The sequence below is a fragment of the Streptomyces sp. NPDC002809 genome (genome assembly GCF_040295435.1).
GTDB lineage: Bacteria > Actinomycetota > Actinomycetes > Streptomycetales > Streptomycetaceae > Streptomyces.
The window spans coordinates 1-18,908 of the sequence record NZ_JBEOVJ010000001.1; the positions used below are offsets into that span (position 1 = coordinate 1).

The 18,908-nt window shown below is 72.7% G+C and carries 9 protein-coding genes; 4 read left to right on the forward strand and 5 right to left on the reverse strand.

Features of this window, described 5'->3' with window-relative positions; genetic code table 11:
- Nucleotides 1–593 precede the first annotated feature (593 nt).
- Complete coding sequence (locus tag ABT025_RS00005) at nt 594–1,148, reverse strand: MarR family winged helix-turn-helix transcriptional regulator (protein WP_350988043.1); 555 nt, start codon at nt 1,146–1,148, stop codon at nt 594–596.
- Between the two features lie 147 nt (nt 1,149–1,295).
- On the opposite strand from ABT025_RS00005, the gene ABT025_RS00010 reads away from it, so the two are divergent.
- Entirely contained in the window at nt 1,296–2,603 is a 1,308-nt protein-coding gene (locus ABT025_RS00010) for an MFS transporter (RefSeq protein WP_350988466.1), read from the forward strand.
- 27 nt (nt 2,604–2,630) lie between these two features.
- Here ABT025_RS00010 and ABT025_RS00015 read toward each other — a convergent pair whose 3' ends face one another.
- A complete protein-coding gene (locus tag ABT025_RS00015) occupies nt 2,631–4,295 on the reverse strand; it encodes an ATP-binding SpoIIE family protein phosphatase (protein ID WP_350988044.1) in 1,665 nt (554 codons plus the stop codon).
- A 194-nt stretch (nt 4,296–4,489) separates the two neighbouring features.
- On the reverse strand, nt 4,490–5,806 hold the full coding sequence (locus ABT025_RS00020) for an NAD(P)/FAD-dependent oxidoreductase (protein ID WP_502971867.1): 1,317 nt from the start codon (nt 5,804–5,806) through the stop codon (nt 4,490–4,492).
- Between the two features lie 419 nt (nt 5,807–6,225).
- On the opposite strand from ABT025_RS00020, the gene ABT025_RS00025 reads away from it, so the two are divergent.
- Together ABT025_RS00025 and ABT025_RS00030 are read left to right on the forward strand one after the other, a co-directional pair.
- Nucleotides 6,226–7,140, forward strand: a complete 915-nt coding sequence (locus ABT025_RS00025; RefSeq protein ID WP_350988048.1) for a TetR/AcrR family transcriptional regulator — start codon at nt 6,226–6,228, stop codon at nt 7,138–7,140.
- A 676-nt stretch (nt 7,141–7,816) separates the two neighbouring features.
- Nucleotides 7,817–9,820 (forward strand): sigma-70 family RNA polymerase sigma factor, encoded by a 2,004-nt coding sequence (locus ABT025_RS00030; protein ID WP_350988050.1) that lies wholly within the window; start codon nt 7,817–7,819, stop codon nt 9,818–9,820.
- A 239-nt stretch (nt 9,821–10,059) separates the two neighbouring features.
- Here the strand turns inward: ABT025_RS00030 and ABT025_RS00035 are convergent, their stop codons facing one another.
- A complete protein-coding gene (locus tag ABT025_RS00035) occupies nt 10,060–13,470 on the reverse strand; it encodes an AfsR/SARP family transcriptional regulator (protein ID WP_350988052.1) in 3,411 nt (1,136 codons plus the stop codon).
- Between the two features lie 186 nt (nt 13,471–13,656).
- A complete protein-coding gene (locus ABT025_RS00040; protein WP_350988054.1) occupies nt 13,657–15,774 on the reverse strand; it encodes an asparagine synthase-related protein in 2,118 nt (705 codons plus the stop codon).
- Nucleotides 15,775–17,102: 1,328 nt separating this feature from the next.
- Here ABT025_RS00040 and ABT025_RS00045 point away from each other — a divergent pair.
- A complete protein-coding gene (locus ABT025_RS00045) occupies nt 17,103–18,809 on the forward strand; it encodes an NsdA family TPR-like regulatory protein (protein WP_350988056.1) in 1,707 nt (568 codons plus the stop codon).
- Nucleotides 18,810–18,908: the final 99 nt, after the last annotated feature.

The following is an 18,908-nucleotide window of genomic DNA, read 5'->3' on the forward strand; positions in this document are numbered from 1 at the left end:
TCCCGTAATCGGGTAGACACCACGAGAGCGGAACGACCGAGTCGGAATAGGACCGGTCGTCCACTGAATCCTCGCTGTGTGCATTGCCTACCAGGCCAGAGACCTGTTAGGACTTTTCAAAGGAACCTCGAACCTGCCGAAGCAGGTCGGGGTATCAACATATCTGGCGTTGACTTTTGGCACGCTGTTGAGTTCTCAAGGAACGGACGCTTCCTTTGTACTCACCCTCAGAACATTTTCTGGGGCTTTCCTCCGGGCGCTTCCCTTCGGTCTTGCGTTTCCGACTCTATCAGACTCTTTCGTGTCCGATTCCCCGTCAGCGGGGTTTGTCTTCCCGGCTGTTGGGCCGTTCCGACGTCCAAACTCTAGCGAATTTTCCCGGCGACTCATAATCGAGTCTTCGCGATCAATTCCGGCATGCCGAAATTGCTCCCGAGTGGGAGATCAAGCTGAGAGTTGGTTGCCGCATTCGCGGCGGATCGATTGTCGGTGAACCGTTCCGGCTCGGTGACAACTCGAAGAACCTTACGGATCCCGGCGGGCCGTGTCAACCCCTCCCCGGCCACCCCGGCCAGCGCCCTCTCCGGGGGGTCTCAGCCCAGGTCGCTGAGGCGGCCGCCGGCGTCGGGCTGGGCGTGTTCGACGCGGCGCAGGAGGCGGATCAGCATCTCGCCGAGGACTCCTCGCTCGTCGCCCGAGAGGTCCTGGAGCAGGTCCTCCTCGAAGTCCGAGGCCATCCGCATCGCCTCCAGCCACTTCGTACGCCCCTCGTCCGTCAGCTCGACGATGACCCGCACCCGGTTGTTCTCGTCGCGGTCGCGGGTCACCAGGCCCTCGCCCGCCATGCGGTCGACGCGGTGCGTCATCGCGGCCGGGGTGAGACCGAGCCGCTTGGCGAGTTCGCCGGGGCCCAGCCGGTACGGGGCGCCGGACAGGACGAGGGTCTTGAGGACCTCCCATTCGGCATTGCTGATGCCGAGGGCGGCGACCTGCCGCCCGTACGCCACGTTCATACGGCGGTTCAGCCTGCCGAGGGCCGAGACGACCTGCTCGACCTGCGGGTCCAGGTCGTGGAACTCGCGCTGGTAGGCGGCGATCTGCTCGTCGAGGCTCGGCTCCTGGAGCTCGGGCTCCGTGGTGTCAGACATGGCGGGCAGTATGGCACGCCCTCCATAGCCATCGAAGTCCTTCGGTCTGTATTGTTGAGCTTCTAACTTTAGTGCTAAAGTCTTCGGGTTCGAGTCGTTCGATGACGTGGTTTCGAGACCTTGAGGTAGGTGAGTGTGACCAGGGAAATGGGTGCAGCACTGCGGCGGATCCAGCTGGGGAGCGCGCTGAGCGCGTTCGGGCTGGGGTTCACCGTTCCGTATCTGTACGTCTATGTGGCGCAGGTGCGGGATCTGGGCGCCGGTACGGCGGGAGTCGTACTGGCGGTCTTCGCCATGGCAGCGCTCGCCGTGCTTCCGTTCACCGGCCGGGTCATCGACCGCCGCGGGCCACTGCCCGTGCTGGTCGTCGCCTCGGTCGTCGCCTCCCTGGGCGCTGTCGCGCTGGGCTTCTCCTCACAGGTCACCGCCTCCGTCCTTTCGGCAGCGGTACTGGGTGCGGGCACGGCCGTCATGCAGCCGGCCCTCGCCACGATGCTCGTCCGGTGTTCCGACACCACCACCCGTACTCGCGCGTTCGCCATGCAGTTCTTCCTGCAGAACCTGGGGCTCGGCATCGGCGGCCTGGTCGGCGGACTGATCGTGGACACGAGCCGGGCCTCGTCCTTCACTCTGCTGTTCCTGGTCGAAGCCGTTATGTTCCTCGTGCTCGGCGCCATCGCGGCGACCGTGCGGATGCCGCACACCCCTGCCGTAGTGAAGGAAGCGACGGCCGACGGGTCCGCTCCGCGTGGTGGGCTGCGGGTCCTGTTGTCGCACCGGGCCATGGTGCAGCTGTGCGTGCTGGGCTTCGTGGTGTTCTTCGCCTGCTACGGACAGTTCGAGTCCGGGCTCGCGGCGTACGGCACCGAGGCCGCCGGGATCCAGCCCTCGACGCTCGGGATCGCGCTGGCCGCCAACACCGCTGTCATCGTCGTGGCCCAGTTCGTGGTGCTGCGCCTGGTGGAGCGCCGCAAGCGCAGCCGGGTCATCGCCCTGGTCGGCCTGATCTGGGCGTTCGCCTGGATCGTGGCGGGATACGCGGGTCTCGGACACGGCAGCCAGACCATGGCGACCGCCGCGATGATCTCCACGTACGCGCTGTTCGGGCTCGGCGAGTCGATGCTGTCGCCGACCGTCGCGCCGCTGGTCGCCGATCTGGCGCCGGAGTCGATGGTCGGTCAGTACAACTCGGCGTTCGCGCTGTGCAAGCAGCTGGCGCTGGCGGTCGGGCCGGCCGTGGGCGGTCCGATGGGGGCCTCACTGCACGGGCCGTACATCGTGACCTTCGTACTGTTCTCGTTGGGCATCACGGTGGTGGCGCTGCGGCTCGGCCGACGGCTCACCCCCGTACAGGACCAGCCCTCGCTCGCGGCCGTGCCGTCGCGGGTGGTGGCCGTGTCGCTGCCGGAGAACGCGTCCGCCGATGGGCCGGCGCCGGTCGCCGCCGTTCACTGACGGGCCGGGCCGGCCGGCTCCCGTCCGCTAATGCGGCAGGGCGAACTCGCACCAGACCGCCTTGCCGCCACCGGGGGTGCGACGGCTGCCCCAGGACGTGGCGATCGACGCGACGATGGAGATGCCCCGGCCCGCCTCGTCCCCGGGTTCGGCGCGGCGGCGGCGCGGCAGATGGTCGTCGCCGTCGGTCACCTCGATGATCAGCCTGCGGTCCGTGCGCCGCAGGGCCAGCCGCATCGGCGGCGTCCCGTGCTGCAGGGAGTTGGCCACCAGCTCACCTGCGGCAAGGACGCCCAGGTCGCACAGCTCCGGCGGGAAGCGCCACGACGTCAGCACGCCCGTCGCGAAGGCGCGGGCGCGTGGGGCCGCCTCGATGCCGCCGAGCAGATCGAGCGAGGCGTTGTGGAACAGCTCCGCCGTCGCGCCCGTGCGGGCGGGGTGCTGGACGACCAGCACCGCCACGTCGTCGTCGTGTTCCGCGGTGATGTTGAGGGAACGCATCAGGCGGTCGCAGACCACCTGCGGCGCTCCCTTCGCACCGGACAGCGCGCGCTCCAGCGCGGCCATGCCCTCGTCGATGTCCTCGCTGCGGCGCTCGACCAGACCGTCCGTGTAGAGGACGGCAGTGGAGCCGGGCGGCAGTGCGATCGTGCCCGAGGTGTGGATCCAGCCGCCGGTGCCGAGCGGGGGGCCGGTCGGGTCCTCGGCCCGGTGGACCGTGCCGTCCTCGTCGCGCACGAGGATCGGGAGGTGGCCCGCCGAGGAGTAGACGAGCAGACCCTCGTTGGGGTCGTGGACGGCGTAGGCGCAGGTCGCGATCTGGCTGGCGTCGATCTCGGCCGCGAGCCCGTCGAGCAGCTGGAGCACCTCGTGCGGGGGGAGGTCGAGGCGGGCGTAGGCCCGCACGGCCGTGCGCAGCTGGCCCATCACCGCGGCGGCGCGCACCCCGCGGCCCATCACGTCCCCGATGACCAGCGCCGTGCGGCCCGCGCCGAGGGTGATGACGTCGTACCAGTCGCCGCCGACCGCGGCGTCCGTGCCGCCCGGCTGGTAGGTCGCGGCGATCCGCAGGTCGTCGGGCTGTTCCAGCTCCTGCGGGAGCAGCGAGCGCTGAAGGGTGACGGCCGTTTCGCGGTGACGGCTCTCGCTGGTGCGCAGTCGCTCGGCCGCTTCTGCGTGGTCGGTGACATCGACGGCGTACACGAGGACGCCGCTCCCGTGCCCCTTCTCCTCGTCGCGCCGTACGGGGGTGCAGGTGACGGTGTACGAGTTTCCGCTGCCGGCCTTGCGGGACTTGACCGTGCGCGGCGTGCCGCTGCGCAGGACCTGGTCCATCAGCGGCAGCAGGCTGAGCTCGGTGAGTTCGGGCATCGCTTCCGCTGCGGGGGCACCGCAGGGTCGGGGGCCGAACGCGGCCGTGTAGGCGTCGTTGACGTACGCGATGCGGTGGCCGGGTCCGTGCACCAGGGCGACGAGGGCGGGCAGCTGGCCGAGGATGTCGCGGGCGGAGAGGTCCTCCAGGGCGGGTGCGGCGGACCGGGTACCGGGGCCGTCCGGATCGCTGTCCGGAGGGCCCGACCCGGTGTCGGCCTGTGCGTACTCTGCGCGGGCCGCCGGTACGGGACTGCGGTCGTCCCGGGCGGCTCGGCGCTGCGTTCCGGGTAGGCGGGCGCTCCAACGCGTGAAGTTCACGGAATTTCTGGCCTCGTGTGTCGGTCTGGTCCGCTCGGGCGGGCTGCTTCCTCTGCCGGGGCGTCACAAGTATGTGGTGGCGGTCTGTTACCCCTGGGACGGTCCTCTTCGGTGGTCACTGTCGGTCGCTGCCGGCCGGGTCACTCTGTGCAGATGTGAGCCCACCTATGGTCACACGTCCAGTGTGTCGGACCCTACTGACAGTCGTCGTCGTCCGGCCGGGGGCGCTTGCCCGCGGCGATCTGGAACTCTGCCCGGGGGTGTTCCAGTGAGCCCAGCGAGACGATCTCGCGCTTGAAGAGCCCGGCGAGGGTCCATTCGGCCAGCACCCGGGCTTTCCGGTTGAACGTCGGGACGCGGCTCAGGTGGTACATGCGGTGCATCAGCCAGGCCGGATACCCCTTGAGCTTGCGCCCGTACACGTGCGCGACGCCCTTGTGGAGGCCGAGCGAGGCGACGGATCCCGCGTAGCTGTGCCGGTACTCCTTGAGCGGACGGCCCTCGATCGCCGCGACAAGGTTGTCGGCGAGGACCTTGGCCTGGCGGACCGCGTGCTGGGCGTTGGGTGCGGTCCGCCGGCCCGGCTCTCCGGCGGTCAGGTCGGGAACGGCGGCGGCATCGCCGGCGGCCCAGGCGTGCTCGGTCCCGTCGATGGTGAGCCGGGCGGTGCAGACGATCCTGCCGCGTTCGTCGAGGGGCAGGTCGGTGGCGGCGAGCAGCGGGGCGGGTTTGACTCCGGCGGTCCACACGAGCGTGCGGGTCGGGAAGCGGGAGCCGTCGCTGAGCACGGCGATCCGGTCCTCGCAGGACTCCAGCCGGGTGTCGAGGCGTACGTCGATGTTGCGGCCGCGCAGCTCCCGGACCGCGTACCTGCCCATCGACTCACCGACCTCGGGCAGGATCCGGCCGGTCGCTTCGACGAGGATCCATTTCAGGTCCTCGGCCTTGATGTTGTGGTAGTACCGCGAGGTGTAGCGGGCCATGTCCTCCAGCTCGGCGAGCGCCTCCACACCCGCGTAGCCGCCGCCGACGAAGACGAAAGTGAGGGCGGCGTCGCGGATGGCGGGATCGCGCGTGGCGGAGGCGATGTCCATCTGCTCGATCACGTGGTTGCGCAGGCCGATGGCCTCCTCGATGGTCTTGAAGCCGACACCGTGATCGGCGAGGCCGGGGACCGGGAGGGTGCGTGAGACGGATCCGGGGGCGAGGACGAGCTCGTCGTAGGGAATCTCGACGGCGCCGGTGCCGTCCTCGCCCGTGGCGAGCGTGGTGACGGTGGCGGCGCGCTTGGCGTGATCGATGCGCCGGGCCTCCCCGACGACGAGGGTGCAGTGCTTCAGGACCCGGCGCAGCGGCACGACGACATGGCGCGGTGAGATGGAACCGGCGGCGGCTTCGGGAAGGAACGGCTGATAGGTCATATAAGGGTCGGGGGTGACGACGACGATCTCCGCCTCACCGCTTCTCAGTCTCTGCTTCAGCTTCTGTTGGAGACGCAGCGCCGTGTACATCCCGACATAGCCCCCACCGACGACAAGAATGCGCACACCCGGCGGGGGGCCGGGGGGTGTTCCCCCGGAATCTGAAGCCATCACCACCCCATGACGCAACGTGCGCCGGAGTTTGTCCACAGCCCCGGCAAATTGTGTGACCGGAGGTTCTCTACGGGCCTGCGGCCGGCGTCCGTACCGTGAATGCGGAAGCCCGCAGGTCAGGGGTTACGGGAAGGCCGACGGGAGGGGTGCGGACCGGCGACCGGCCGGTGCGTGGCCCCATCGGGGGGCGCTCCCGGCGAGCTGCCCCCTTCTGAATTGACCCTGGCTCAACTATGTTCGTATGTCGTCGGGGTGTCGGACGGTGACCATCGGTCCACCCTCGACTGACACGGCGGGAGTCTCCGGGGGGAGACGTCATAACCGGGGGAACAGTTATGGATATTCAGGAATCGCATTGGCCGACTGCTGCGGTCACGTCCGAAGGAAACGGACGGATCGGGGCAGTCGGTACGGTGAACGGTGTCGGGTCCAGCGGGACCATCGCACCGTCGGCGGCCGTGAGCACGCTGGGAGCCGCGCTCGGCAACCAGGCCGGCGGAGCCGGCACCCACAACCGCTCGGCACCACTGCGTGTGGACGCGCAGCGCAATCTGGAGCACGTGCTGCGGGCCGCACGCGAGGTGTTCGGCGAGCTGGGGTACGGCGCTCCGATGGAGGACGTGGCGCGTCGCGCCCGGGTCGGCGTCGGCACGGTGTACCGGCGCTTCCCCAGCAAGGACGTGCTGGTGCGACGGATAGCCGAGGAGGAGACCTCCCGGCTGACCGACCAGGCCCGGTCCGCGCTGGGCCAGGAGGAGGAGCCGTGGTCGGCGCTGTCGCGCTTCCTGCGGACCTCGGTGGCCTCGGGCGCCGGCCGGCTGCTGCCTCCACAGATACTGCGGGTCGGCGTGGAGGCCGACGACGCGGCGGTGGCCGGCGACTCGGATGCCGTACGGGCGTCGGAAGCGACGACGGGTGAGACCTGGGGCGAACCCCGGGTGCCCCAGCAGCGCCAGGAAGCCGGCCAGGCTCCGGTCCAGGCGGGTGTGCGGGTGGCCGAGCGCCGTTCCGTACCGGAGGACGGCAGCGAGGACCTCGGCGCCGGGGCGGCCGATCTGCTGGAGGTCGTGGGCCGGCTGGTCGACCGGGCGCGGGCGTCCGGTGAGCTGCGCCGTGATGTGACGGTGGCCGATGTGCTGCTGGTGATCGCCACGGCAGCACCCTCGCTGCCCGACGCGGCTCAGCAGGCTGCTGCTTCGGCCCGGCTGCTGGACATCCTCCTGGAGGGCCTGCGCTCACGGCCTGCGTGAGCACGGCCCGCGGCGGGACGGGGAACGTCCGCGCCCGAAGGGGGCGGCCCGTTCCGGAAGCGGGCTGTCCTTCTCCGGTGAGGCGGCCCCTCTCCGGAGGTGGCGGTCCTTCGTTCTCTGGTGGGGGCTGTCCCTCTCCGGAGGGGGCTGTCCCATTCCGGTGCGGGCGGCCGCTCTCTGGAGGTGACTGTCCCTCTCCGGTGGGAGCAGTCCCGTTCCGGTCGGATGAGGCGGTCCGGTCCTGCCCTGTCCGCATGAAGCGGTCCCGTCCGGAGGGCGGTCCGGTCCGGCTGGAGCAGTGCCTCGCCCGGATGGGCTCCGGGTCCTCGTCCAGATGAGGAGGTCCGCAGCCTGCTGACGGTCCGCGTCCGGCCGAGACGTCCGCCCGACTGAGGCGGGCGCCAACTGAGGCAGACGCGCGCCCGGATGAGACGGTTCGTCCGGAGGAGGCGGTCCCGGTCCGGATGGGGTACTTCCGCCGCGCTCGTCGTGTTCCGTCCCAACTGCCCCGTCAACAAATCCCGTTACTTCTTCCCCGAATGAGTACCCGCTAGTGCTCTCATTCGAGAGAACGCCCCGGATGAGTGGTTGGCGGGGCTGGGGGAGCTCCGCTTCCGCGCTCTGTGGCACGCTTGCCCGGTGTTCGGGTCCGAAAGCGCATACGGGGGCGTCCGCGATGAGCGGTGACGGGCAACAGGAAGAGTCGCTCGACGGTGTCTCCACCGCGGGCGGCGGCACGGAGACGGCCGGGCTGCCCGGGCACCAGGTGCCGAACCAGGCCGGGCCTCGACGCCCGGGGGCCGCGGAAGAGGGCGGAGGCACCGTCCTGCCCGGACCGTGGCCGCCCGCTCCGGTCGAGCGCCCCGCGGACACGGACGACGCCGCAGCCGCGGTGCCCAAGCAACGGGTGCCCAGCAGCACACCAGCCGGGGAAGCGCCCTCCGACGCCCAGCTCATCCAGCGGATGCGGGACGGCGACGACCTCGCGTACGAGGAGTTGTTCCTCCGCCACTCCGACGCCGTACGCCGCTATGCCCGCACCTGCTGCCGGGACGCGCACACGGCCGACGACCTGACGGCCGAGGTCTTCGCCAGGACCCTGCAGGCGGTACGGGGCGGCAAGGGCCCCGAGGAGGCCGTGCGGGCCTACCTGATGACCGCGGTCCGGCACGTCGCCGCCGCGTGGACGAAGACCGCGAAGCGCGAGCACCTGGTCGACGACTTCGCGGTGTTCGCCGCGCAGGCGTCGCGCACCTCGGAGGTCTCGGACGCGGACACGCTCGATCTCGGCGCCGATGTGATGGCGATGCACGAGGCCGAGCAGTCGATGGCGATGCAGGCGTTCCGCAGCCTCCCGGAACGCTGGCAGGCCGTCCTGTGGCACACCACCGTCGAGGAGGAGTCGCCCAGCGACGTCGCCCCGCTGTTCGGGCTGACGGCCAACGCCACGTCGGTGCTGGCCAGCCGCGCCCGTGAAGGGCTCAAGCAGGCCTATCTGCAAGCCCATGTGAGCCAGGCGCTCACCTCCGGCGGCGACTGCGCGCGCTATGCCGACCGGCTCGGCGCCTATGCCCGCGGGGGTCTGCGCATGCGGGCCGAGCGCGGCCTGCGCGGGCATCTGGACGAGTGCGCGAAGTGCCGGCTCGCTGCGGGCGAACTTGCCCACGTCAACGCCGGGATTCCCGCGCTGCTTCCGGTCGCGGTCATCGGCTGGTTCGCTGCCGGGTACGCGCTCAAGGCCGCCGGGATCGTGGCGGGCGGAGCTGCCGGTGCCGCCGGTGCGGGAGCCGCAGCCGCAGCGACCGGAGGGAGCTCGTCCGCGGGTTCGGCCGGTGGCGCAGCCGCCCCCGAGGGACTCGGCGCTCCGGTGAAGGCCGGCATCGCCGCGGCGGTCGCGGTCGCCGCCGCGGCCGGGCTGGTGTGGGCGCTGGTCGGGGACGAACAGCCGCGCCCCGAGGCGAAGCCCGTCGTCAGGCCCCCGGCCGTGGCGCCCGTGGTGCCGACCCCCGCACCGCCGAAGCCGACACCGAAGCCGACACCGACACTCCCCGCGCCCGCGGTGCCTGCACCGTCGACGCCGGAACCCACGCCCACGCCCACGCCTACGCCGACCCCCACTCCGAAGCCGACACCGACGCCCACCTCCACTCCGACGCCGACGCCCACCCCCACGCCTCCGCCCCCGCCGCCCGCGCCGAAGCCCACACCACCCCCGTCCCCGGCTCCCCCGCCCGCACCGGCGCCGGAGGTGTACCAGGTCAGCGAGCTGGACTACACGCTGCTCGGCGACCACACCGGCCCCGAGGTGGTGCTCGGCGAGAGCAGTTGGGTCTGGCAGCGTTCGGGCATGTCCATCGGCGGCACGCGGTACGCGCACGGGGTGACGGTCCACAGCCGTTCCTCGGTCTACATCCAGCTGAACCGCCCGTGCACGCGTTACGAGGCGATGGTCGGCGTGGACGACATGACCATGGGGCTCGGCTCGGTGCGGTTCTCGGTGTTCGACGACGACGGGGTGCGGCTGTGGCAGTCCCCGGTGATGAACGGCGACGACCCGGCCGTTCCCGTGAACGTCGGCATCGAGGGTCAGGAGCGGATCCATCTCGTCGTGGAGCCCACGACGCCGTTCGGCGGAATCGCCCTCGCCGACTGGGCCGAATCACGCATCAGCTGCCGCTGACCGGCAGGAGCGCGTGGCCGGGCGGGAGCCCGGCCACGCGGGCGCCGGGCCGGGGCGGGAGCCGGCCGCGCGGGCGTCGGGCCGGGGCGGGAGCGCCAGGCCCGGGCGGAAGCGTCTCGTACGCCGTACCCCGGGCGGATCCTGGCCTCAGGACCAACCGTGCCTCCCGCGCTCGCTGAAGGTCTGCGTGCCTTCCGTGTGCCTTCCGTGAGTACGGAAGGTCTGCGTGCCTCCCGCGCTCACGGAAGCTCTGCGGCGACACCCTTCATCAGGACGATGACGTCGTCGAGGGTCAGCTCACGGCCCGCGGCGCGCTCCTCCTCGTACCGCAGGGTGCCCAGCGCCTTTCGGGCCTGCCGCTCGGCGGCGTCCACCTCGGACTGCTCCGCCGCGGACCTGTGGCCGGCCAGCCGCCAGTTGTCGGCGGCGGCCAGGACGCGAGCGGCCTCCGCGGGGCGGCCCAACTTCGGCAGCACGATCGCCGCACCGTCCGCCAGGTACCCCGTGACGATCTCGGCGCACTGCGCCTCCTTCGCCGCGACCAACGCCGCCGTCAGTCCGCGCGCCCCGGCGGCGGGGCCGCCCGCGGGCTCCGGTTCGTACATCGCGATCCGGGCCGAGAGCCCTTCCTGGATGACGACGAAGTGCGACGCCGGGCCACCGCGCCCGTTCTCCTTCTGGGCGGAGGTGAGCTGCCGTCGGGCGGTCACCGGATCGCCGCGGTCGAGCGCCATGAGGGCCCGTAGATAGTGGACGTACGAAGTGGCGTCATGCGTCCGGTGGCGCTCCGCCTCGGACTCCGACCGGTCCAGGCCTTCCTCGGCGGCGGCCAGGTCGCCGGTGCGGTAGGAGAGTTCGGCGAGCCGGGCCAGCAGGAACGGGGCCTCGGCATGGGCTCCGACCTCGCGGGCGAGCAGCAGCGCCTCCTCGTAGGCCGCACGCGACTCGTCGTACCGTCCGCGCATCATGCCCGCCTCGGCCGCGGCGCTCGCCACCTGGGCGCGCATCCAGCGGTCGCCGATGCGGCGGCTCAGCACGCGCAGTTCGGCGAGGTCCTCGTCGACGCCGGGCATGCCGCCGGGCATGTCGACGACCATGTGCGTGCGGAACATCAGGGTGATGCCGTACTCCCAGTCACCGCCGTGGATACGGGCGTTGTCGACGGCCACGTCGATCTTCCGCCGTACGTCGACCGTGGTCCAGGTGAGGAACGAGGTCATCGGCCAGAGCAGTCCGGGGAACCGGCCGCCCTGGGGCCCGGACGCGGCGAACGCCACGGCCAGGCGGCCCATGAGTTCCTGGACCCGGGAGTCGTTCTGGTCCTGATCCGACGGCCCGCTGTCCATCGCGAAGAAGAACCGCAGCATCTGCAGGTTCATCCAGGGCCAGTACCGGGGATCCGTGTCGTCGGCGGGTTCCGGGCCGAGGGCCAGGGTGCGCTCGGTCCAGGTGAGACCTTCGGGGCGGTAGTTGCGCAGCCACCAGAACCAGGCCATGCCCAGCACAAGCCGTGCCGCTTCCGCCTCACGGGGGAGACCGGCCGCCGTGGTGCGCTGGAGGGCGGCGCGGATGTTGTCGAGGTCCGTCTCCAGGCGCTGGATCCAGGGCAGTTGCTCCCCCGAACGCAGGAGCGGTTCGGCCTCCTCCACGAGCGCGGTGAAATACGCGGTGTGTGCGTTCCCGGCGGCCGCCCGCGTCTCCGGGGTCTCGGCTGAGCGCTCCGCGGCGTACTCCTGAATGGTCTCCAGGAGGCGGTAACGCATGGTGCCGTCCCCGGTCGGGGCGGCGACGACGAGGGACTTGTCGACCAGGGCACCGATCAGGTCCGCGGTGTCGGCGGCGGTGTTCCTCCCGGGTCCGGGCGGTGTGCTGACGACGGCTTCCGCGGCCGCCAGGTCCCAGCCGCCCGCGAAGACGGATACCTGGCGCAGTGCGGTGCGTTCGTCCTCGTCGAGGAGGTCCCAGGACCAGTCGACAACGGCCTGCAGGGTCTGCTGGCGGGGCAGCACGGTGCGGCTGCCGCCCGTCAGCAGGCGGAACCGGTCGTCGAGCCGGTCCGCTATCTGGCGCGGCCCGAGCAACCGGAGGCGGGCGGCGGCGAGTTCGATCGCGAGCGGCAGCCCGTCCAGGCGGCGGCAGATCTCGGCGACGGCCTCGGGATCGTGCGCGGGCTCGTGTTCTGGGTCGAATCCGGGGCGTACGGCCCGCGCGCGTTCGGTGAAGAGGCGCAGGGCCGGGTCGGCGGGGAGCGGGTCGACCGGCCGTACGGACTCGCCGCGGACACCGAGCGGTTCGCGGCTCGTGGCGAGGACGCGCAGATCCGGGCAGCGGGTCAGCAGCGTTTCGGCCAGTGCGGCGGCCGCGTCGATGACGTGCTCGCAGTTGTCGAGGATGAGGAGAACGGACCGGGCGCGGGAACCGTGCGCAAGATGGTCGACCAGGACGTCGACCGGGCTGGTGCGCGGCAGGGACCCCTCGTGGGTGCTGTCCCGCAGCAGTGACGTCTCGCGCAGCCCCAGCGCGGAGAGTACGGCTCCGGGAACGGCTTCGGGGTCCTCCACCGGGGCGAGTTCGACGAGCCAGACGTCTCGTGGGGCCGTGGCCGTGCGGTTCTCGTGGGCTGCGGACTCCTCGGCGAGGCGGGTCTTCCCCGTGCCGCCCGGCCCGGTGAGGGTGACCAGCCGGGACCGCGTCAGATCGTCCCGGATGGCGCGGAGTTCGGGCTCGCGTCCCACGAACGAGGTAAGTCTGGGCCGGAGGTTGCCCCGGGCGGGCGCCGGTTCGGGCGGGCCGGGAGCGGCGAGGAGAAGCTCTTGGTGGAGGGCGGTCAGTTCGGGCCCGGGGTCGGTGCCGAGGCCGTCGGCGAGCGTACGGCGCGCGTCCTCGTACGCCGCGAGGGCGTCGGCCTGCCGGCCGTCGGCGCGCAGGGCGCGGATGAGCTGGGCCCGGAAGCGTTCGTCGTACGGGTGGGCGGCCGTCAGTTCCGTCAGCTCGGCGACGAGACCGGCGGGGTCGGCGGGGTCGGCGGAGGCCGGGGCGACGGAGTCGGCGGCAGGAGCCGGGGCGGCTTCGACGGCTTCGCTGTCGGACGGAGTCCCCTCGGCTGCCGCCCGTCGTATGCCGGCCGACGGAGTCCCCTCGGCCGCCGCCCACCGCAGGTCGGCCTCGATACGGCGCTCCAGTGCGGCCAGCCGGTGTGCCTCCGGGCGCAGGGCGTGGCCGTGGTCCCCGTCGGGCAGGTCGGCCAGGGCGGGGCCGCGCCAGAGGGCGAGTGCGGTACGCAGGGTGCGGGCGGCATCGGCCGGGGCGCCGGCCTCCAGCTCGGAGCCGCCCTGCCGGGCCAGTCGCTCGAAGACGTACAGGTCGACATCGTCCGGACGGGCGACGAGGCGGTAGCCGCCGGGGTCGCTGGCCAGGGCGTCCTTGCCCAGCACCCGGCGCAGCCGCCCGACCAGGGCCTGGAGGGCGGCGGTGGCGTCCGCCGGGGGCTCGTCCGCCCAGACGTCGTCCACGAGCTCGGCGACCGGCACGGCGCGGCCTGCCCGCAGGGCGAGAGCAGCGAGCAGCGAGCGCAGGCGCGCACCGCCGAGGGACAGCGCGGTGCCGCTCTCGTCTCGCGCCTCCGTGACACCCAGGATCAGATACCGCACCCCGCCATTGTGTCCCGCCGCTCGGACAGCGGGGCATCGGAGGCCGCCGCATCACATCGCGCACAGCGGGAACGGGCTGCGGGCCACCCCCCGCAGCGACCGCCGGGCCGTGGGCTGCGGACTACCCCTGCGGCGACCACCGGCCCCCGGGCCGCAGGCTCCGAACGGCGGCCCCCGGCCCCCGGGCTACCCCTGCAGCGACCGCCGGGCCGGTGCCACCCCGCCGGCGACCGCACGCTGCCGGGGCGCCGCCGTCCCCGTCCAGCAGGTACCGCGCCGCGACACGAGCCGGCGCAGCCACAGTTCCGTGGAGGCGAGGTCGGCCAGGCCGTCCAGGGGGAGAGGTTCCCCCTCGGAGGCCGCGCGCAGGGCCTTGCGTACGACGCGGGCCTCGACCAGACCCGCGTCGGCGAGCAGCGGGGCGTCGAAGAGGGCGATCAGTTCGGGCAGTGAGGCGCGCAGGCCGGTCCGGGTGACGGCGGTCGAGGTGGCCTGGGACGGAGTGCCCCAGCCCGGCGGCAGCTCGTGGATACCCGCGCCCGCGAGGACCCGGCGCAGGATCGCCGCGCGGGCGCCCGGCTGGACCCGCAGGGATTCGGGGAGCGCGCGGGCGGCGCGTACGACCTGGTTGTCCAGGAAGGGGGCGTGCAGCCGTTGGCTGCGGACCTCGGCGGCCTGTTCCAGGATGCGGTGACCGGCTGCGTGCCGGGCGAGGGAGGCCCGGGCCCGTGCCTCGCCCGGACGCTGGACGGAGGTGGGACGGATCGCCGCCTCCTGGAGACGAACCGATACTTCGGCCAGCGCCTCTCCGGTGAGCCACCGGGCCGCGGGGCCCGGACGGGACCAGGCCAGTGCGGCGAGCGAGGCGTCGGCGGGGGTGTCGAGGCCGGGGGTGAGGCGGTTGGCGTCGGGCAGGCGGTCGGCCGCCGCTTCGAGACCGGTGCGGTAGGACGTACGGGCCAGCCGGCGGGCCGCCCGGTAGACGGTCAGCGGCACGAACAGGGAGTGCGCGGAAGGGCCTTCGGCCTTGGCGAGCGCGGCGACCGGGCGCAGCAGATGGCGGCGTCTGCGGTCGATCAGCAGATCGGCGAGGCGGGCCGGATGGGCGTCGAGCACCTGCCGGGCGCCGTCGCCCACGAAATGGTCGGCGCTGCCGGCGGAGAGGCGGCGGCGGTTGCGTTCGACGAGGACGAGGGAGGGGGCGGGTTCGTCGGTCAGCGGGCCGCTCTCCAGTTCCAGGTCGGCGTAGGGCAGGGCCTCTTCGCCCGCCGCGACCACGACATGGTGCAGCCTCGGGTTGGCGGCGATGACGCGGGCGCGTTCGAGCTCGTCCTCGTGGGCGCGGGTCGTCAGGTCGTTGAAGGTGACGGCGAGCAGCCGCTCCCCCGCTCCCGTGCCGTGGCCCAGGATCGTGCCGGGCAGACCGGGAAGCCCGGCGGCGAGCAGGGCGAGCGTCGCCGAAGCGCTGCCCCCGGAGAGGTCGGAGCCGATTCCGGGGACGGGCGCGCCCCGGGCGGCACGGCGTTCGGCCGGGCCCATGCCGGGAACGGGGCCCGGGTCGGGGGGCAGCGTCTCCGGGGCGTGGCGCGGGGCCAGGAGTCTGGCGCGCACCGCTTCGACGAGGGCGTCGCGCACCCCGTCGACGGCGCTCACCGGATCCAGTTCGGGCGCGGCCACGGCGAGGGAGGCCACCGCCTCGTACCCCGTGATCTCCCGCGAGCCCTCGCGGAGGATCAGCGCGTGCCCGGGCGGGATGCGCTTCACCCCCTCGTACGGGGTGCCGTCGCGCAGCGCCTCCGGGGTCTCGGGGCACGCGAGCAGGGCGGCGAGGTGCCCGATGTCCAGCTGGGCCTCGATGAGGTCGGCGAGGGGAAGCGCGGCGGTGGCGTAGGCCGTGCCGCCGGCCCAGGGCGTGTAGAAGACCGGGCGGGCTCCTGCGAGGTCTCCGGCCACGGTGATCCGTCGGCCTATCTGGACGACGGCCGTGTAGCTGCCGGTCCACGCGGTGAGGTGCCGCAGCGCGCCGCCGCGGGCGGCGAGCAGGCCGACGCGCAGTTGTTCGTCCGAGGCACCGCAGCAGCCGAGGACGGCGAGGCGTGCGGTGGGTGCGCCCTCGGCGGTGTCCACCCGGACCGTGCGGATCTCGTCGGGCCGCCAGTCGCCGACCGCCCAGAGGGGATCGGGGTCCCCCCACAGGAGTTGGGAGCCCACGGGGTGCATCGTGCGCCCCTCGTCGTTGCCGCTGACCGCTCCGGCCGTGCCGAAGCTCGCGGCGATACTGCTCCAGCCCACCAACCAACGCATCGCCGCCTCCACAGGCTGTGGACAAAACGGCGCAGCAGGGAAGTATCGGGAGAACTCCGGTAACGCGCGGCGCCGTTGCGGACATGCTGCCACGACAACGGCGTGCAGGAGTGGCTACGGACGGCGCACGTCGTGAGCGCATGCGCCCCTGGCAAAGGCCGGAGCGCGACCGCTGGACCTGGCATTCCGTGAACGGCCCGCGCGCGTCGGGCCCGACGGCAACGGAGTTACGGATTCCGCGCGTTGCGTTCCCCGCACGCGGCACGGAGTAACGGCCCGGATCCGGCCACGGCCGACGCGTCGGCCGGGCGGCGGCCGAGATGTCCGCGAACCCGTCGGCCCAACCCCGACCGACCGGCGACATCAGGCCAATCTCAGGGAGCACGGGAACCGATCAGCCGGCACGCAGCGGCAATCTTTGCCCCCGTTCACCCCTCTTTGTTCCGAGCTGAGCCCGGGCCTGCGGTGCGCCGCACCCAAGCCCGGGAAAGGCTCCTCCGCCATCCACGGACCCGCCCCGGCGACCCGCCCCGCAGCGGCTCCACGCACGGCCCGGGAGGCGTGGTCCGCCCCCCGGACCGGTCCGCCGCCTGCGGGGAATGAGGCGACGGTGTTCCCCCAGCCCGCCGCGTCCAGTGCAGCGGGCCGACCCACGCAGCATCCATGCAAGCGCTCCCGCCAGGGCCGGGCCAGAGCGCACGGCCGGGCGCACGGCCACACACCAGGAGCACGCGCAGACACCCCCGGGACACCCCGGACAAGGCCTCCGGCGAGAGCTCCGGGGGCAGCCGCAGAGACCGCACGGGCAGGGCTCCGGACGCACTCCCGTACGCGGGTCCGCGCTGGTCGGCGGGCGGGGATGCGGTCCGGACCACATCCCCGCCCCCGCTCCGGGCACCGCGTCCGGGGCCGCCGACCACCCCAACCGGGACGCCACCCCGGCGATCTCCGCGAAAGTGCGTGGGCAGGCTCCACAGAGCCTCCTCCGCACCCCCGCTTTTCCTCCGCCCTTCCTTCGCGCGGCATTCGCCTCCCGCTCGCCCGCTCCGCCCCTCCGGCCCCTCGCGCCGCCCGGCTCCCCGCTGTTCGCCGTTCGGTGGCCGGTACGGACAACAATCCCGCCATACGGACGTCCGGCCCTTAACGGTAGGGATGCGGCGAACTACGCTGGGTTTACTGATGTTCTCAGCAGGGCGGCATATTCCTCGGGGCTCGGCCAAATGCGTGTGCGGCCGGAGTGCCGGGGTTCGTCCCTGGGGAGAACCCGGTACGAATGCCGCGCGCCGCATCGGTGACGCGGCTGCCGTCTGTGTGTCGAGGGGTGGCGCATGTCCAGGGAGCAACGCGGGCCGAACGAGAAACTCGGAACCGTTCTCGCCCTCGCGGGAATCAGCAACGCCGGGCTCGCCCGGCGTGTCAACGACCTCGGGGCGCAGCGCGGACTGACACTTCGGTACGACAAGACCTCGGTGGCCCGTTGGGTCTCCAAGGGCATGGTGCCCCAGGGCGCCGCGCCTCATCTCATCGCCGCGGCGATCGGCGCCAAGCTCGGCCGGCCGGTCCCGCTGCACGAGATCGGGCTGGCCGATGCCGACCCGGCGCCGGAGGTCGGTCTGGCGTTCCCGCGCGATGTGGGTGAGGCGGTCCGTTCGGCGACCGAGCTGTACCGGCTGGATCTGGCCGGGCGGCGGGCGGGCAGTGGCGGCATCTGGCAGTCGCTGGCCGGTTCGTTCTCGGTGAGTGCGTACGCGACCCCGGCGTCCCGCTGGCTGATATCCCCCGCCGACCCGTCGGTGGCACGTGCGTCGACGGCGGCCGTGGCGGCGATCCTCGGTACACACAGCACACACGGCGCACGGGGCGCATCGGGGGCGCAGGGGGCAGTGACCGCGCCAGGCACGTCACTTCCACCCGGCACCCACGGGCAGCAGAGCGGACCCGGCTCCGCACCGGCTCAGGACGCGTCGGCGCAGCCGCCGGCGACGGCCCCCGGACACCACGCGTCCGCAGGGCCCGGCACGTCGCTGATGTCCGGCCGCGGCGCGCCGACGGCTCCCGGGCACGGTCTGTCCATCCCCGTCCAGCCCGGTCCGGATTCCGCGCACGACGTCTCGCCGCTGCGGGTCGGCCACAGCGATGTGTCCAAGCTGCGCGAGGCCGCCCAGGACGCACGCCGCTGGGACTCCAAGTACGGAGGCGGGGACTGGCGTTCGTCCATGGTCCCGGAGTGCTTACGGGTCGACGCGGCACCGCTGCTGCTGGGTTCGTACAGCGACGAGGTCGGCCGGGCGCTGTTCGGCGCGGCGGCCGAACTGACCAGGCTCGCCGGGTGGATGGCCTTCGACACCGGTCAGCAGGAAGCCGCCCAGCGCTACTACATCCAGGCGCTGCGCCTGGCGCGGGCCGCGGCCGATGTACCGCTCGGCGGTTATGTCCTCGCGTCCATGTCACTTCAGGCGACCTATCGCGGCTTCGCCGACGAGGGCGTCGACCTCGCGCAGGCGGCGGTCGAGCGCAACCGCGGCCTCGCGACGGCACGCACCATGAGCTTCTTCCGCCTCGTGGAGGCCCGGGCCCACGCGAAGGCGAACGACGCACCGGCCGCCGGGGCCGCGCTGAAGGCCGCCGAGGGGTGGCTGGAGCGCTCGCGGGACGGCGACGCGGACCCGTCGTGGCTGGGCTTCTACTCGTACGACCGGTTCGCGGCCGACGCCGCGGAGTGCCACCTCGATCTGAAGGCGCCGCGGCAGGTGCGGCGCTTCACCGAGCAGGCGCTGTCCCGGCCCACCGAGGAGTTCGTCCGCTCGCACGGTCTGCGGCTCGTCGTGTCGGCCGTCGCCGAACTGGAGTCGGGGAACCTGGACGCGGCCTGCGCGGCGGGCACCCGGGCCGTGGAGGTGGCGGGCCGCATCTCGTCGGCCCGGACCACCGAGTACGTGCGCGACCTGCTGCACCGGCTGGAGCCCTACGGGGACGAGCCGCGCGTCGTCGAGCTGCGGGAGCGCGCCCGCCCGCTGCTGGTCGCCCCCGCGTAGCCGCCCCGCGCCGGGCCGGCGCCCCGGGCCCGCCAGGCACCAAATGCGCCACGCTGTGCCCGCACGGGTTTGAGTGCGTTGTCAGTGGGTCAGTGCACT

Bases quoted from the DNA above. Each gene is read 5' to 3' on its own strand.
- ABT025_RS00020 (WP_502971867.1), bottom strand. From the start codon at position 5,806: ATGTACACGGCGCTGCGTCTCCAACAGAAGCTGAAGCAGAGACTGAGA.
- ABT025_RS00040 (WP_350988054.1), bottom strand. From the start codon at position 15,774: ATGCGTTGGTTGGTGGGCTGGAGCAGTATCGCCGCGAGCTTCGGCACG.
- ABT025_RS00005 (WP_350988043.1), bottom strand. From the start codon at position 1,148: ATGTCTGACACCACGGAGCCCGAGCTCCAGGAGCCGAGCCTCGACGAG.
- ABT025_RS00025 (WP_350988048.1), top strand. From the start codon at position 6,226: ATGGATATTCAGGAATCGCATTGGCCGACTGCTGCGGTCACGTCCGAA.
- ABT025_RS00010 (WP_350988466.1), top strand. From the start codon at position 1,296: ATGGGTGCAGCACTGCGGCGGATCCAGCTGGGGAGCGCGCTGAGCGCG.
- ABT025_RS00045 (WP_350988056.1), top strand. From the start codon at position 17,103: ATGTCCAGGGAGCAACGCGGGCCGAACGAGAAACTCGGAACCGTTCTC.
- ABT025_RS00030 (WP_350988050.1), top strand. From the start codon at position 7,817: ATGAGCGGTGACGGGCAACAGGAAGAGTCGCTCGACGGTGTCTCCACC.